This window comes from Pseudarthrobacter sp. P1 (assembly GCF_050156935.1).
Taxonomy (GTDB): domain Bacteria; phylum Actinomycetota; class Actinomycetes; order Actinomycetales; family Micrococcaceae; genus Specibacter.
This window is the reverse complement of sequence record NZ_CP189584.1, coordinates 4,285,989-4,300,096: the sequence shown is the minus strand read 5'-3', so window position 1 is coordinate 4,300,096 and position 14,108 is coordinate 4,285,989. Positions and strand designations below refer to the sequence as shown.

Sequence of the window (14,108 nt, the reverse complement as noted above, 5' to 3'; positions counted from 1 at the left end):
TCACCGGCCACCGAAGGGGTGCCCATGTCCCATGCAGCCGTTCCCAACTGGCCCGGCCCCAGGCTGCCTGGGCCCGCGGAGTCCACCATTCCGCCCAGCGTGGAGGTGGCCGGAGTGCACATCAGCCGCGGCAAGGCCACGGTGCTCCACGACGTCGGCTTCACCATCCCGGCCGGCCGGATCACCGGCCTGCTGGGCCCCTCCGGCAGCGGCAAGACGACGCTGATGCGGGCCATCGTGGGCGTGCAGCGGCTGGCCCGCGGCACCATCACGGTGCTGGGCCATCCCGCGGGCACCGAACTGCTGCGCCACCAGGTGGGGTATGTGACCCAGTCCCCCAGCGTGTACAAGGACCTGAGCGTGGAAGACAATGTGCGCTACTTCGGCGCCATGCACGGCAGGGGCCGGGCGGATGTCCGCGAGGCGCTGGACGCCGTCGGACTCTTAGACCTGGCACGGAGGCGCACCGAGGACCTCTCCGGCGGACAATCCAGCCGCGTGTCGCTGGCCTGCGCGCTGGTCTCGCACCCGCAGCTGCTGGTGCTGGACGAGCCCACCGTGGGGCTGGATCCGGTGCTGCGGGCCGATCTCTGGGCGCGGTTCCGGACCATGGCAGCGTCCGGCACCACGCTGCTTATCTCCAGCCATGTCATGGAGGAAGCCGGGCACTGCGATTCCCTGCTGCTGCTGCGCGACGGCGCACTGATGGCCCAGACCACACCGGACGAACTGCGCCGGCGCGGCCGCACCGACGATCTCGAGCTGGCCTTCCTGCACCTGATCCAACAGGCCGAGGCGGCCGCCGGATCCACTCCGGGAGGTGCGGCATGAATCCGCGGATGCTACTGGCCACCACCGAGCGTGTGCTGCGCCAGCTCGCTGGAGACCCGCGCAGCATTGCCCTGATCCTGGTGGTTCCGGCGGTGCTGCTGGCGGTGGTGTACTACCTCTTCGAGGGCGAGACGCGCCCGCCCGGGGTCCCGCGCACCTTCGACCGGGTGGGCCTGATGATGCTGGCCATCTTCCCGTTTGTGGTGATGTTCCTGGTCACCTCCATCACCATGCTGCGCGAACGCACCTCGGGCACCCTGGAGCGGCTGCTCACCACGCCCATCCACAAGGCGGACCTGCTCTTCGGCTACGCCCTGGCCTTCTCGCTGATGGCCGCGCTACAGTCGCTGGTGGCCACCGCCGTCGCCTATTGGGTGTTCGGCATGGACATCAAGGGCAACGCCGGGTGGGTGGTGCTGGTGGCGGTGGTCAACGCCGTGCTGGGCGTGGCGCTGGGCCTGCTGTGCTCGGCCTTTGCCCGCACGGAGTTCCAGGCCGTCCAGTTCATGCCCGTGGTGGTGGTGCCGCAGATCCTGCTCTGCGGACTGTTTGTGGCAAGGGACTCGATGAACTCGGCGCTGGAGGCAATCTCCAACGTGCTGCCGCTGAGCTATTCGGTGGATGCCCTTCAGGAGATCGCACGGCACACCGAGGCCACCTCGGCCATGGTGGCGGACCTGCTGGCCATGGCCGGGTTTGTGCTGGTGGCGCTGCTGCTGGCCTCGCTGACCCTGCGCCGGCAGAGCCGGTGAACGCCGTGCCCCGGCGGGGCCGGCGCAGCGGGACCGCAACCACCCGCGGGGCCATCGTGGACTCGGCGCGCCGGCTCTTCGCCGAGCATGGCTACGATGGCACCAGCCTGCGCGAGATTGCCCGCGCCGCCGGGGTGGATGCGGCCATGGTGCACCACTATTTCGCCGGCAAGGACGAGCTGTTCGGCGCCTGCATCGAGCTGCCGGCGGACCCCCGAGCGGTGCTCAAGGGGGTGGCGGCTCGGGACCCGGGCGACCGCGGCGAGGCGCTGGTGCTGGCCCTGCTGGGGGTGTGGGACTCCCCCGTCCAGCCCGCCCTGCTGGCTCTGCTCCGCGGCGTTGCCAGCTCCACCGGGCAGGCCGCGCTGCTGCGCGAGGTGCTCCTCAAACGGGTGGCCGCCGTCGTGCTTGCGGGTCTGGAGGACGACGACGCCGTCCTGCGGCTGCGCGCGTCGCTGCTGGCCAGCCAGCTGATGGGGTTGGTGATGGCCCGCTATCTCCTCAAGCTGGAACCGCTGGCCTCCGCCGGGCACGCGCAGATTGCCGCCCTGTTTGCCCCGGCCGTCCAGCGCTGCCTCACCGGGCCGCTGGACTGGCACCCGGTGGGAATCCACCCACCGGATGGCATAATCTAACGGACCGGGCGAGGGCTTGCTGCTGTGTGAGGGGGACGGCGACCGGACCATGACAGGGCTGCACCCACAATGCCCATGAAGCTGCGCGACCATCCGGCATTTGTCCGGTTCTGGCTTGCGTCCACCGTCTCGGACTTCGGGACGTACATCACGGGCTTGGCCCTGTCCGTTCTCATCTTGGTGTCGATGCGCGGCTCACCACTGGACCAGGGTCTGGTCAACGCCGCCAGATGGGCCCCTTATCTGCTCTTCGGCTTGCTGGCCGGCATCTGGATTGACGGGTTCCCGCGGCGGACGGTGCTCATTGCTGGGGATTTTGGCCGCGGACTGATTCTGGCGGCGCTGTGCACCCTCGCCATCCTGGGTCTTGCCACTGTTCCGGTATTGATGGTCATGATGTTCATCTTTGGGACGCTGGCCCTGACGCGCGATGCCGCCTACCAATCCTTCCTGCCGCAATTGGTGCCCAGAACACTCCTGACCCGAGCGAACGCCCGGCTCCAGCAGAGCGACACAGTGGCCCAGACGACTGGAAGCGCCGTGGCCGGCGGCCTGGTCGCCCTGCTGACCGCCGCCTTGGCACTGTTGATCGATGCACTCTCCTACGTCTTGTCCGGCATTGTCCTCTTGACGGTGCGCCAGCCACCAGCAGGCCAGGCGCCAACGCCAAACGGCCTGCGAATGCATCAGAGGGTTGCCGAGGGACTGCGCTGGGTCTATGGACATGCCCAACCTGGGCCGTTGGCGTGGAGCAGTCACATCTGGTTCATCGGCTCTGCCATCCTGGGCGCCGTTGTCCCGGCCCTCATCCTCAGGGAACTTCGGCTGGGCGCGCTGGGGCTGGGGTTCATTCTGGGCTGCGCAGGTGTGGGCGCCGTCATCGGAACCTCCGTCTCAACGCACCTCGGCAGCCGGTGGGGCACGGGCCGGGCAATGGTCGCCTCGCGGGTTCGCCGGCCGTGGCCATCGCCCTGCTGGCCCTGTCGCCGGCCGATGGCTGTCCACCCCACCGCAGCCATCCCCGGCTCTCCCGCGGTGTGGCCCGCCGACCCGTGGGCAGCATTCGTTCTGGCCGCTGCGGGGCAGTTCCTGTTCGGGCTGGCCATGGGCGTCGAAGGGCCGTTGGAGATGGGCTACCGCCAGGCGGTGACACCGGATCGGCTCATCGCCCGCATGAGCGCCACCATGCGGTCGGTGAACCGAGGCATGATCGTCATCGGAGCGCCCTTGGGCGGCCTGGTTGCCTCAGCAGTGGGCATCGGAACCGCGCTCTGGACCGCCGTGGCGTTCCTGCTGCTGGCAGCGCTGGTGCTTTTGCTCTCCACGTCCGCTCTGCCCGGATCGAAGACCAGCAACTCTCGGACGCCGACGCGCTCACTGCCTGACCCCGGCCCTGCGCCCTAGTTGCGGTCCAGGGCCGCCAGGGCATCCTCGGCCCAGGCCAGCCAGGCCGCCTCGAAGCTGATGCCGGCGGCCAGCACGGCGTGCTGCAGCAGCGTGGATGCGTCGTGCCCGGAACCGCCGCGGACGCCGGGAAAGTCCTTGTGCTCAATCTCCCGGTACACGTCCAGCTGCGCCCGGTGCAGGGCCATGTGCCGGACAAGTTCACCGCGCAGGTCAACCGTGCCCAGGACCGCGGCGGCCCGCAGGCGCACCATCAGTTCATCGCGCATGGGCCGTGGCGCCTGTTCCTGAAGGCTCCACCGTTCCAGCCCCTCCCGGCCGGCCGGCAGCACGGCGAAATGCCGCTGCCGGCCGCGCGTGGATTCCCGGTCCGAGGCCGCAACGAGCCCGGCCTCCTCCAGCTTCGCCAGCTCGCGGTAGATCTGCTGGTGCGTGGCGGACCAGAAGTAGCCGATGGACTTCTCAAAGCGGCGCGCCAATTCGGCCCCCGAACACGGCTTTTCCAGCAGGGACGTCAGGATCGCATGCGGCAGGCTCACGGCTACAGCCCCGCCGCCAGGCGCGTGCCCTGGTTGATGGCCCGCTTGGCATCCAGCTCGGCCGCCACGTCCGCGCCGCCGATCAGGTGCACACGGGCGCCGCCGGCGTCCAGCCCGGCCGCCAGTTCGCGGCGGGGATCCTGCCCGGTGCACAGGATCACCGTCTCCACGGCCAGGACGCTGTCCTTGCCGTCGACGCTCAGGTGTAGGCCGGCGTCGTCGATCCTGCGGTAGGTCACGCCGGGGACCATGGTGACGCCCTTGGCCTTGAGCTCGGTGCGGTGGATCCAGCCGGTAGTCTTGCCCAGTCCGGCGCCCACCTTGGACTCCTTGCGCTGGAGCAGGAACACCGTGCGGCCGGACTCCGGCGGCTGCGGACGGCGGATCCCGCCGGGGCCGCTGAAGGTCTCATCGATCCCCCACTCGCGGTAGAACTTCTCCGGCACCAGGGTGGCGCTCTCGCCATGGGCGGTGATGTATTCGGCGACGTCGAAGCCGATGCCGCCGGCGCCCAGGATGGCCACGGTGGCCCCCACCGGCTTCTTGTCGCGCAGCACATCAAGGTAGGTCAGCACCGAGGGATGGTCCAGGCCCTCGATCTCCGGCATGCGTGGGGTGACGCCGGTGGCGAGCACGACGTCGTCGAAGCCCTCCGCCAACAGCGACGCCGCGTCCGCCGGGGTGTCCAGGCGCAGGTCGATGCCGCGCAGCTGGACCTGGCCGCCAAAGTAGCGGATGGTTTCGTGGAACTCCTCCTTGCCGGGAATCTGCTTGGCGATGTTGAACTGGCCGCCCACCTCGGAGGCCGCCTCGAAGAGCGTGACGTGGTGCCCGCGCTCGGCGGCGGTCACGGCACAGGCAAGCCCGGCGGGCCCGGCGCCGACGACGGCGATCCGCTTGGGCACCGGCGCCGGCGTGATGACCAGCTCGGTCTCGTGGCAGGCGCGCGGATTGACCAGGCAGGAGGAGGTCTTGCCGACGAAGGTGTGGTCCAGGCAGGCCTGGTTGCAGCCGATGCAGGTGTTGATCTCCCGCGCGCGGCCGGCCTTGGCCTTGGCCAGGAAGTGCGGATCGGCCAGGAACGGGCGGGCCATCGAGACCATGTCCGCGTGCCCGGAGGCCAGCAGCCCTTCGGCCACCTCGGGGGTGTTGATCCGGTTCGTGGTGACCAGCGGGATGCCCACGCTGCCCATGACCTTTTGGGTGACCCAGGCAAAGCCGGCCCGCGGCACGGAGGTGGCGATGGTGGGGATCCGGGCCTCGTGCCAGCCGATGCCGGTGTTGATGATGGTGGCCCCCGCCGCCTCCACGGCCTGGGCCAGCGCGATGACCTCGGCCAGCGTGGAGCCGCCCTCCACCAGGTCCAGCATGGACAGCCGGTAGATGAGGATGAAGTTCTCCCCCACCCGCTCGCGGGTCCGGCGGACGATTTCCACCGGGAAGCGCATCCGGTTCTGGTAGCTGCCGCCCCATTCGTCCGCGCGCTGGTTGGTCCGGGCGGCCACGAACTCGTTGATCAGGTACCCCTCGGACCCCATGATCTCCACGCCATCGTACCCCGCGCCCTGGGCCAGGGCTGCGGCGTGGACAAAGTCCTCGATGGTCGATTCCACCTCGGCGCCGCTGAGCGGGTTCGGGACCAGCGGGCTGATGGGAGCCTGCAGGGCGCTCGGGGCCACGAGCCCCGGCTGGGCGGCATAGCGGCCAAAGTGCAGCAGCTGCAGGGCAATCTTGCTGCCCTCGGCATGCACGGCGTCGGTGATGGCCCGGTGCTGCCGGGCCTCGGCCGCGGTGCTGAGCTTGGCCCCGCCCTTCATCGGCCGGCCGGCGTCGTTGGGGGAAATGCCGCCGGTGACCATCAGCCCGACGCCGCCGCGCGCACGTTCGGCATAAAACGCGGCCATCCGCTCGAAACCGTTGGCGTGCTCCTCCAGCCCGACGTGCATCGACCCCATCAGGACGCGGTTGGGCAGCGTGGTGAAGCCCAGGTCCAGCGGGGCGAACAGGTTCGGGTATTGCTGGTCATTGGTCGGCTCTGACACCATGCACTCCTTTGCGCAACAAGTTGCACAAAGCGTATCCCATCCGCCAAGGGCTGTCTGCGCTCGCCAACTGTGTAGCAGCAGTTGCTGGAATGGACGGCCTAAGCAGCAGCTACTGCTACACAGATGAGGTCGGCGGCGGGGACGCCCGCGGGCCTAGAAGAGCACCGTGGCGAAGGTGCCCACCTGGGTGAAGCCGACGCGCTCGTAGACGGCCCGGGCACGGCTGTTGTAGTCGTTGACGTAGAGGCTGGTGACCGGGGCGAACTTGCGCGAGAGCAGCACGACGGCGGCCATGTAGCCGGCGCTCATGCCCAGCCCGCGGTAGGCAGGGTTCATCCACACACCCTGGACCTGGCTGGCAGCTGTGGAGACGGCGCCGAGGTCGGCCTTGAAGATGACCTCGCCGTCGTCGCCGCAATGGCTGAGCGAGTGCCCCGCCCGGATCAGGTCCTTGACCCGCCGGCGGTAGTGCTCGGCCCCGCCGAGGAAGGGCGAATAGCCCACCTCTTCCTCGAACATCGCCGCGGCGGCCGTGAGGATCTGCGGGAAGTCCTCCAGCAGGCTCGGAGCCAGCAGCTCGTTGGGGGCCACGGCCGGATCGCCGGCCAGGGACATCAGCGGCTGGTTGGCCCGGATCTCCAGTGCGTGGGCGCCGTCGGCCTCCAGCTCCCCAAACAGTGGCAGCACGGCCTCGGCCGGGCCAAAGATGGAGGCAAAGCTGCGCTGCGAGGCGGCCAGCCATTGGCCAAACGCGCGGGCATGGATCTCGGTGGCTCCCACCGGGACCACATTGGCGCCCACCCAACAGGCGGCCGCCAGGGCGCCGCCGTCGTCGGGAATGCCCAGCATCACCGCACCGGGAATGTTGGGCACGGCGGTGCCTGTGGCCTCCAGCTGGGAGGCCACAAAGACATTGGCGACGGGGTCCGCCGCCACGAGCAGCCGGAGCGCATCCGTGTCCGCATGGGACAGGATGCGCACCGGACTGCGCGCAAAGGTATTACGAGACAGTGACCACGGGGCCACCCTTGACAGCATCCTCGCCATCGGTTTCCCCCATTTCTTCGGCAATCCTCATCGCTTCTTCAATGAGTGTCTCAACAATCTGGTCCTCGGGAACAGTCTTGATGACTTGTCCCCTCACAAAGATCTGGCCCTTGCCATTGCCGGAGGCCACACCGAGGTCCGCCTCGCGGGCCTCGCCGGGTCCGTTCACCACGCAGCCCATGACTGCCACACGCAGCGGGATTTCCATGCCTTCCAAGCCCGCGGTGACCTGCTCGGCCAGCGTGTAGACGTCCACCTGGGCGCGTCCGCAGGAGGGGCAGGAGACGATTTCCAGCTTGCGCGGGCGCAGGTTCAGCGACTGCAGGATCTGGTTGCCCACCTTGATCTCCTCCACCGGCGGGGCGGAGAGGGAAACGCGGATGGTGTCGCCGATGCCCTTGGCCAGCAACGCGCCAAACGCGGTGGCGGACTTGATGGTGCCCTGGAAGGCCGGCCCGGCCTCGGTGACGCCCAGGTGCAGCGGCCAGTCGCCGCGCTCGGCCAGCAGCTCGTAGGCGCGCACCATGATCACCGGGTCGTTGTGCTTGACGGAGATCTTGAAGTCGTGGAAGCCGTGCTCCTCGAACAGGGAGGCCTCCCAGACGGCGGACTCCACCAGGGCCTCCGGGGTGGCCTTGCCGTACTTCTTCAGGATGGAGGGCTCCAGCGACCCGGCGTTCACGCCGATCCGGATGGAGGTGCCGTGGTCCTTGGCCGCGCGGGCGATTTCCTTGATCTGGTCATCGAACTTGCGGATGTTGCCCGGGTTCACGCGCACCGCGGCACAGCCGGCCTCGATGGCTGCGAAGACGTACTTCGGCTGGAAGTGGATGTCCGCAATGACAGGGATCTGGGACTTCTTGGCGATGATGGGAAGCGCCTCGGCATCGTCGGCGGAGGGGCAGGCCACGCGCACAATATCACAGCCCGACGCCGTCAGCTCAGCGATCTGCTGCAGCGTGGCGTTGATGTCAGTGGTGGGCGTGGTGGTCATGGACTGCACGCTGATGGGCGAGTCGGACCCTACGCCCACGGAACCCACTTTGATTTGCCGCGTCTTGCGCCGGGGGGCGAGGACGGGCGGGGGTGCTTCAGGCATTCCGAGGCTGACCGGGGTCAAAGTGTGCTCCTAGTGTTTCTGGTGGATTCCCGGCCCGCGGCGGACCCTGTGCCGCCCACGGAATTCTGCCGAAAGATCCTGCTCAATTGTAGGCTTTGGGGCGGCCCGGCCGGACATGGTCCGGCACGGGGCAGCCGGCTGCTTGGCCGGCTGCTTGACCAGCTACTTGACCAGTGCGGCCAGGTGCCCGATCACCGGGTTCCACTCGGTGATCTTGGCGCCGGCGATGCCGCCGGCAATGCTGAACGGGTCCTGGCTGAGGATCTGGTTCAGAGTGGACTCGTCCTCGGCCTGGAAGATCAGCAGCGCGCCGGCACCATCGCCAAACGGACCGGAGGCCAGCACATTGCCGGACTCCACCAGGGCGGACAGCCAGGCGCGGTGGGCCGGGCGGTGGTCATCGCGGATCTGGGCTTCTTCGGGGGCATAAACGTATTCGACGGCGTAAACACTCATGCAGCCAGCCTAGCGCCTCCACGGCTGGCGCCGCCGGGCCTGTGACGAGCGCATCAGCCCAACAGCAGCCATTTGGCCAGCGTGGCCACCCCCGCAGCCCACAGCATGGACGCAAAGGTGCCAATGATGAACCTCTCACTGGCCGCGGGCGTGTCCTTCAGTTCCGGGTAGCGCCCCAGCCCCTTGATGGCCACCACATACGCAATGGCCACCGGCTGGTCGGCGAGAATGCAGACGACGACGGCGATCCGCTCCAGCACGCCGATCACCAGGCCCCCGCGCAGCACGCCGGCGGGCAGGCCGGTGGACGCCTGGATTCCCCCGTCCCGGGGACTTGCGGGCTCCGCTGCTGGTTCCGGGGCTTCCAACTGGTCCTGGGGCTGGTCCACCGGCTCCGGCCCGTCGTCCGGCGGGGCCGCCCGGCCGGCTGCAGGGCCGGCGGACCGTTCGGCGGCCTGTTCCTGGGCATCGGCGGACCGGGCCAACCGCAGGATCCCTGCCGTCACGGGCCAACCGAGGAGGCCACCGGCCAGCACCGCCAGCACTATCCAGAGTGCGTCCATACCGAGCCTCCCTCCTGTGTGCTGGTGCCGCGGCGGTTTCCTGGGATCAGGCTAGCCCCGGGTGCGGACATCGGCGCGCAATTGGCCATTGGCCGCAGTTGTGGTCATGCGCTGTCGTTGAAACGGCAGCCGAAGACCGAAACGGCAGCGCCTAGTTGTCCGCCAGGTCCAGCAGGATCGCCGCCGCGTTCCGGCCACCCTGCTCCTCCCGCCACCCCGAACGCAGCACGGCCTTGCTGACGGCCTGGGCGGAGATCCCCAGCACCGCGGCGGCCTGCGCCTGGGTGCCGCGGAGACCCACGTGCAGCTGGTCCAGGACCCGCCATTCGGCCTCGGTCCGGCCGGCCACCAGGGCGCCCACCAGGACGAGCACGGCCTCCGCCGCAGAGGCCGCGGAGGCCGCGGGTGCCGCGGCGCGCGGTCCCGGCGCCGTGCGCGGTCCCGCAGGCCCCACCTCGACCGCCAGCGGGACGCGGTCGCCGGTCTTTTTGGCCCGGTCCACCGCACGCCGCGCGGCCACGAGGGCCCGGCCGCGGGCCTCGCGCGGGCTGGCCGGAAGGGGCGAGTCGATGGCGCCGATGCCGATGCCCACGTACCAGTGCCCGGTGCGCAGCGCGCGCAGGGCAACCTCGACGACGTCGCCGGCGCCCGCCAGGACCCCTTGGAGCTCGTCGCCGACCGAGCGCTCAAAGGGCAGCACCGGCTCCAGATCCGCCAACCGGGCCAGCAGGTCGGGGACGCGGTCGGGGCCGCTCTGGCTGGACCGCTGGTCGAGCGTCATGGCGAACATGTATCAACCATAAGTGGGTGATATTTAAAAATCAATCTTTTTTAGTTGATTCTTCTAAATCAACCAAAATGCACTGCCGTCAGGGGCGGTGCGGCTCCTCAAGGCCGGCCAGCACGGCCTCGGCAATGCCGCCCAGCGCCTGAAGCTGCTGCGCGGTAAGCGCGGTCAGCGCCGCCGGCCGCCCAGCGCCGCCAACCGCGGAAGCAGCGGTGCCTAGCCGAAGATGTTGACCGGCTTCACGATGTCCGCGTAGATCAGCAGGGCACCCATGACCATCAGGATCCCGGCCACCACATAGGTCACCGGCAGCATCTTGGCGATGTCGAACGCCCCCGGATCCTTGCGGCCAAAGAGCTTGGCCACCAGCCGGCGAGCCCCCTCGTAGAGGGCACCGAGTACGTGGCCGCCGTCGAGCGGCAGCAGCGGGATCAGGTTGAAGACGCACAGCGCCAGGTTCACCCCGCCGATCAGCCCGATCAGCGTGGCCAGCTTGGAGCTCACCGGCACGTCGTCCATGGCGGCCACCTCGCCGGCCACCCGGCCCACGCCCACCACGGAAATGGGGCCGTTGGGGTCGCGCGGAGCGCTGCTGAAGGCGGCCTGCGCCACGCCCACCAGGCGCTGGGGCAGGTTGAGCACGACGCCGGAAATCTGCACCATGCTGTTCCCGACGGCGGGCAGCACGGCGGTGATGGGCTGGCGGACCATGGCCGTGGTGGGGCCGACGCCGATGAAGCCAACGTCGGTGGTGGCGGCGTTGCCGGCGGCATCCTTGGCCGGCAGGCCGTTGGCGTCCACCACGGGGCGCGCGGTCAGCACGGGCGTGATGGTGGTGGTGATGCTGGTACCGTTGCGCTCCACGGTGAGCGGCACGGACTTGCCGGCGGAGGCGCGGATCCACTGCGTCAGCGTGCCCCAGTTGGGCACGGCCTTGCCGTCAAAGGCGGTGACGACGTCGCCCGGCTTCAGCCCGGCGGCCGCGGCCGGCGTCGGCGTGCAGTGCTCCAGGTTCGCCGGGGCGGCCTCGCCGGCCTTGACCTGGCAGGCGTTGACGTCGGCCAGCGTGGTGCTCGGCTGCGCGGCGCCGAAGCCCATCAGCAGCACGCCGGTCAGGACGACGCCGATGACGAGGTTCATGAACGGCCCGCCGAGCATGATGATGATCTTTTTCCACACCGGCAGCTTGTAGAACACCCGGTTCTCGTCCCCGGGTCCCACCTCCTCGTGCGCCAGGCTGCGGGCCTCTGTGGCCAGGGTCTGGAACATGCCGGTGCTGGAGGGCCGGACGGAGCCATCGGCCGGGTTGGGCGGGTACATGCCGATCATCGCCACGTAGCCGCCGGCCGGGATGGCCTTGAAGCCGTACTCCGTCTCACCCTTCCTGCGCGAGAACAGCGTGGGGCCAAAGCCGATCATGTACTTGGTCACCCGGACCTTGAACAGCTTGGCGGGCAGCAGGTGCCCCACCTCGTGCAGGGCGATCGACGCCGCGATGCCCACGGCCACGAAGGCCACGCCAAGGATGAACAGCAATACAGTCACAGTTGTCTTTTCTCGCTCACTGGATTTCTCGGTGGATCAGCCCTTAAGGGCTAAACGCTCGGTGGTGCGCGCACGTGCCCAGCCTTCAGCATCCAGCACAGAGTCTACGGTGAGCCGGGAGTCAGCCGAGTGTTCGCTGAGAACCTCCACCACCGTGTCCACGATGTCCAGGAAGCCGATCCGGCCCGCATGGAAGGCATGCACGGCCTCCTCGTTCGCGGCGTTGAAGACGGCCGGGAAGGTGCTCCCCTGCCTCGCTGCGTCCTTCGCGAGCCCGACGGCGGGGAACGCCTCGGTGTCCAGCGGCTCGAAGGTCCAGCTGGTGGCATGGGTCCAATCGCAGGCCAGGGCCGCGCCGGGCACCCGATCCGGCCAGCCGAGCCCCAGCGCAATGGGCAGCCGCATGTCCGGCGGCGAGCACTGGGCCATGGTGGAGCCGTCGGTGAACTGGACCATGGAATGGACCACCGACTGCGGGTGGACCACGACGTCGATCCGCTCCAGCGGGACGTCGAAGAGCAGGTGCGCCTCGATGACCTCCAGGCCCTTGTTCACCAGGGACGCGGAATTCGTGGTGACCATCAGGCCCATGTCCCAGGTGGGGTGATTGAGCGCCTCGGCCGGGGTGACGGTGGCCAGCTGGGCCCGGGTCCGGCCGCGGAACGGTCCGCCCGAGGCCGTCAGCACCAGCCGGTCCACCTCCGCCGCGCTGCCCGAGCGCAGCGCCTGCGCCAGCGCCGAATGTTCGGAGTCCACCGGCACCAGCTGCCCGGGGGCCGCCGCACCCTTGACCAGCGCGCCGCCAACGATCAGCGATTCCTTGTTGGCCAGGGCCAGCAGCGCCCCGGAGTCAAGCGCGGCCAGCGTCGGGGCCAGGCCGATGGAGCCGGTGATGCCGTTGAGCACCACGTCCGCCCGGCCGCCGCCGCCCGCCCAGCCCGCGATCGCGGTGGAGGCGTCCGGGCCCACAAAGATCTCCGGCGCGTAGCCGGCGAGCCCGGACGCCGCTGCCAGCTCCGCAATCAACGCCCGCAGCGCGCCGGCGTCGCCGCCGGCCATGCCCACGGCCTCGGCCCGGGTGTGGACGGCCTGCCGGGCCAGCAGTTCGGGGTTGCCGCCGCCGGCACTGAGCGCCGTGACCACGAAGCGCTCGCTCCCGTCGGCCAGCCGGGCGCGGTCGATGACATCGATGGCCTGGGTGCCGATGGACCCGGTGGAGCCCAGCAGGATGACCCTGCGGGTGGCGGCGGACGGCTGGGCGTGGCGCGAATTCTGCATGCCCCCAGTATCCCGCACCCCTGCACCCAACTGGGTGACAGCTATCGCACGTTCCAGGCCCGGAAGTGTGCGATAAGCGTCACCCAGTTGGGCGCGGCGGGGGACCTGTGGAAAACGTCAGCAGCATGAACGCGAAATTGCCATGATGGGCCATGCGCAGACTCCCGCCTCTACCCTCCGCTCTGGCGTCGGCACCGTTCACTGTTGCGGATGCACTGGCCAGCGGCGTCCCCTACGATCATCTGAGGCACCGGCAGATCCTCCATCTGTCCCGCGGCATTGCCAGGGTCGGCCCTCCGGACGACGACGGCCTTCCGTTGGCCTTGCTCGCCCGCCCATACAGCCGGGTCACCGGGTACTCTGCCGTCTCCCATGCCACGGCCTTCCGGATCTGGGCGCTGCCTGGGTTCTTGCCCGGTGCGGACGAAGACACCATCCATGTGGCGCGCCAGTCGCCGCATGGGATTCCCCGCCGCCGCGGCGCCACGGGCCACCGCCTGCAGTTCTTTGACGACGAGGTCGAATGCCTCGACGGACTGTGGATTACGACAAGGGTGCGGACATGGCTGGACTGTGCGCGGCGGATGACAGTGGACGAGCTCACCGTGGCCGCAGACCACCTGTTGCGGAGCCCGCGGCCGGAATTCGAGGGCCGCAGCCAACCGTATGCTCTGCCCGGCGACTTGGCCGGCATCCTGGACCGCCATTGGGGAACGCCGGGCATCCGCAAGGCACGGCTGGCTCTGGAACAGGCCCGGATCGGCAGCGACTCGGCGCCGGAAACACGACTCCGGCTCGCCGTCGTCCGTGCCGGGCTGCCCGAACCGGAGCTCAACGTCCCCGTCACGCTGGCCGGGGACGTCACGCGCATTCCGGACGAGTCATTCCCCGGATTCAAGGTGGCCGTGGAATATGAAGGCTCGCACCACTCGGATCCCAACCAGGTGGAGCGGGACATCGCCCGCGAGGAAGACTTCGCTTCGGCGGGCTGGATCCAGGTGAGGATCTCGAAACGGCACATGAAGAACGAAGCTAGCACCGCCGTCAAGAAGGTCCGGGACGCACTATGGCTGTGCGGCTGGCGCCCTCCCCGTCCCAACTAGGTG

At 69.2% G+C, this 14,108-nt stretch carries 14 protein-coding genes; 5 read left to right on the top strand and 9 right to left on the bottom strand.

Annotated elements, in window-relative coordinates; genetic code table 11:
- The first annotated feature begins 24 nt into the window (after positions 1-24).
- The 4 genes from ACQCSX_RS20040 to ACQCSX_RS20025 all read left to right on the top strand — a co-directional run bounded on the left by ACQCSX_RS20040 (position 25) and on the right by ACQCSX_RS20025 (position 3,622).
- Positions 25-831 (top strand): ABC transporter ATP-binding protein, encoded by an 807-nt coding sequence (locus ACQCSX_RS20040; protein ID WP_427016959.1) that lies wholly within the window; start codon positions 25-27, stop codon positions 829-831.
- Positions 828-1,583, top strand: a complete 756-nt coding sequence (locus ACQCSX_RS20035) for an ABC transporter permease (protein WP_427016958.1) — start codon at positions 828-830, stop codon at positions 1,581-1,583. The genes ACQCSX_RS20040 and ACQCSX_RS20035 overlap by 4 nt, the downstream gene beginning before the upstream one ends.
- Positions 1,580-2,218: a TetR family transcriptional regulator gene (locus ACQCSX_RS20030; RefSeq protein ID WP_427016957.1), complete on the top strand. Its 639-nt coding sequence runs from the start codon at positions 1,580-1,582 to the stop codon at positions 2,216-2,218. Before ACQCSX_RS20035 ends, ACQCSX_RS20030 begins: the two co-directional genes overlap by 4 nt.
- A gap of 75 nt (positions 2,219-2,293) precedes the next feature.
- Positions 2,294-3,622, top strand: a complete 1,329-nt coding sequence (locus tag ACQCSX_RS20025) for an MFS transporter (protein WP_427016956.1) — start codon at positions 2,294-2,296, stop codon at positions 3,620-3,622.
- Here ACQCSX_RS20025 and ACQCSX_RS20020 read toward each other — a convergent pair.
- The 9 genes from ACQCSX_RS20020 to dxr form a co-directional block, all read right to left on the bottom strand.
- Positions 3,619-4,161: a PadR family transcriptional regulator gene (locus ACQCSX_RS20020; protein WP_427016955.1), complete on the bottom strand. Its 543-nt coding sequence runs from the start codon at positions 4,159-4,161 to the stop codon at positions 3,619-3,621. The genes ACQCSX_RS20025 and ACQCSX_RS20020 overlap by 4 nt on opposite strands.
- Before the next feature lie 2 nt (positions 4,162-4,163).
- Entirely contained in the window at positions 4,164-6,206 is a 2,043-nt protein-coding gene (locus tag ACQCSX_RS20015) for an FAD-dependent oxidoreductase (RefSeq protein ID WP_427016954.1), read from the bottom strand.
- A 153-nt stretch (positions 6,207-6,359) separates the two neighbouring features.
- The gene (locus ACQCSX_RS20010; RefSeq protein WP_427016953.1) at positions 6,360-7,244 is read right to left on the bottom strand and encodes a DUF4081 domain-containing protein; all 885 of its coding nucleotides are present in this window, start codon (positions 7,242-7,244) and stop codon (positions 6,360-6,362) included.
- Positions 7,207-8,373 carry a flavodoxin-dependent (E)-4-hydroxy-3-methylbut-2-enyl-diphosphate synthase gene (gene ispG, locus ACQCSX_RS20005; RefSeq protein ID WP_427016952.1) on the bottom strand — a complete coding sequence of 389 codons (1,167 nt, stop codon included), beginning with the start codon at positions 8,371-8,373 and terminating at the stop codon, positions 7,207-7,209. The genes ACQCSX_RS20010 and ispG overlap by 38 nt, the downstream gene beginning before the upstream one ends.
- 162 nt (positions 8,374-8,535) lie before the next feature.
- A complete protein-coding gene (locus ACQCSX_RS20000; RefSeq protein ID WP_427016951.1) occupies positions 8,536-8,829 on the bottom strand; it encodes a YciI family protein in 294 nt (97 codons plus the stop codon).
- 53 nt (positions 8,830-8,882) lie between these two features.
- A complete protein-coding gene (locus tag ACQCSX_RS19995; RefSeq protein ID WP_427016950.1) occupies positions 8,883-9,392 on the bottom strand; it encodes a hypothetical protein in 510 nt (169 codons plus the stop codon).
- A 151-nt stretch (positions 9,393-9,543) separates the two neighbouring features.
- Positions 9,544-10,182, bottom strand: a complete 639-nt coding sequence (locus tag ACQCSX_RS19990; RefSeq protein WP_427016949.1) for a MarR family transcriptional regulator — start codon at positions 10,180-10,182, stop codon at positions 9,544-9,546.
- 213 nt (positions 10,183-10,395) lie between these two features.
- Positions 10,396-11,724 carry a M50 family metallopeptidase gene (locus tag ACQCSX_RS19985; RefSeq protein WP_427016948.1) on the bottom strand — a complete coding sequence of 443 codons (1,329 nt, stop codon included), beginning with the start codon at positions 11,722-11,724 and terminating at the stop codon, positions 10,396-10,398.
- Positions 11,725-11,760: 36 nt separating this feature from the next.
- Positions 11,761-13,002 carry a 1-deoxy-D-xylulose-5-phosphate reductoisomerase gene (dxr, locus tag ACQCSX_RS19980; RefSeq protein WP_427016947.1) on the bottom strand — a complete coding sequence of 414 codons (1,242 nt, stop codon included), beginning with the start codon at positions 13,000-13,002 and terminating at the stop codon, positions 11,761-11,763.
- A gap of 152 nt (positions 13,003-13,154) precedes the next feature.
- Here dxr and ACQCSX_RS19975 point away from each other — a divergent pair, with 152 nt between their 5' ends.
- On the top strand, positions 13,155-14,105 hold the full coding sequence (locus tag ACQCSX_RS19975) for a hypothetical protein (RefSeq protein ID WP_427016946.1): 951 nt from the start codon (positions 13,155-13,157) through the stop codon (positions 14,103-14,105).
- Positions 14,106-14,108 lie beyond the last annotated feature (3 nt).

What these genes read in the sequence shown, in the direction of transcription:
- ACQCSX_RS20040 (WP_427016959.1), top strand. Translation starts at nt 25, where the DNA reads ATGTCCCATGCAGCCGTTCCCAACTGGCCCGGCCCCAGGCTGCCTGGG.
- ACQCSX_RS20035 (WP_427016958.1), top strand. Translation starts at nt 828, where the DNA reads ATGAATCCGCGGATGCTACTGGCCACCACCGAGCGTGTGCTGCGCCAG.
- ACQCSX_RS20025 (WP_427016956.1), top strand. Translation starts at nt 2,294, where the DNA reads ATGAAGCTGCGCGACCATCCGGCATTTGTCCGGTTCTGGCTTGCGTCC.
- ACQCSX_RS20015 (WP_427016954.1), bottom strand. Translation starts at nt 6,206, where the DNA reads ATGGTGTCAGAGCCGACCAATGACCAGCAATACCCGAACCTGTTCGCC.
- ACQCSX_RS20010 (WP_427016953.1), bottom strand. Translation starts at nt 7,244, where the DNA reads ATGCTGTCAAGGGTGGCCCCGTGGTCACTGTCTCGTAATACCTTTGCG.
- ACQCSX_RS20000 (WP_427016951.1), bottom strand. Translation starts at nt 8,829, where the DNA reads ATGAGTGTTTACGCCGTCGAATACGTTTATGCCCCCGAAGAAGCCCAG.
- ACQCSX_RS19995 (WP_427016950.1), bottom strand. Translation starts at nt 9,392, where the DNA reads ATGGACGCACTCTGGATAGTGCTGGCGGTGCTGGCCGGTGGCCTCCTC.
- ACQCSX_RS19990 (WP_427016949.1), bottom strand. Translation starts at nt 10,182, where the DNA reads ATGTTCGCCATGACGCTCGACCAGCGGTCCAGCCAGAGCGGCCCCGAC.
- dxr (WP_427016947.1), bottom strand. Translation starts at nt 13,002, where the DNA reads ATGCAGAATTCGCGCCACGCCCAGCCGTCCGCCGCCACCCGCAGGGTC.
- ACQCSX_RS19975 (WP_427016946.1), top strand. Translation starts at nt 13,155, where the DNA reads ATGCGCAGACTCCCGCCTCTACCCTCCGCTCTGGCGTCGGCACCGTTC.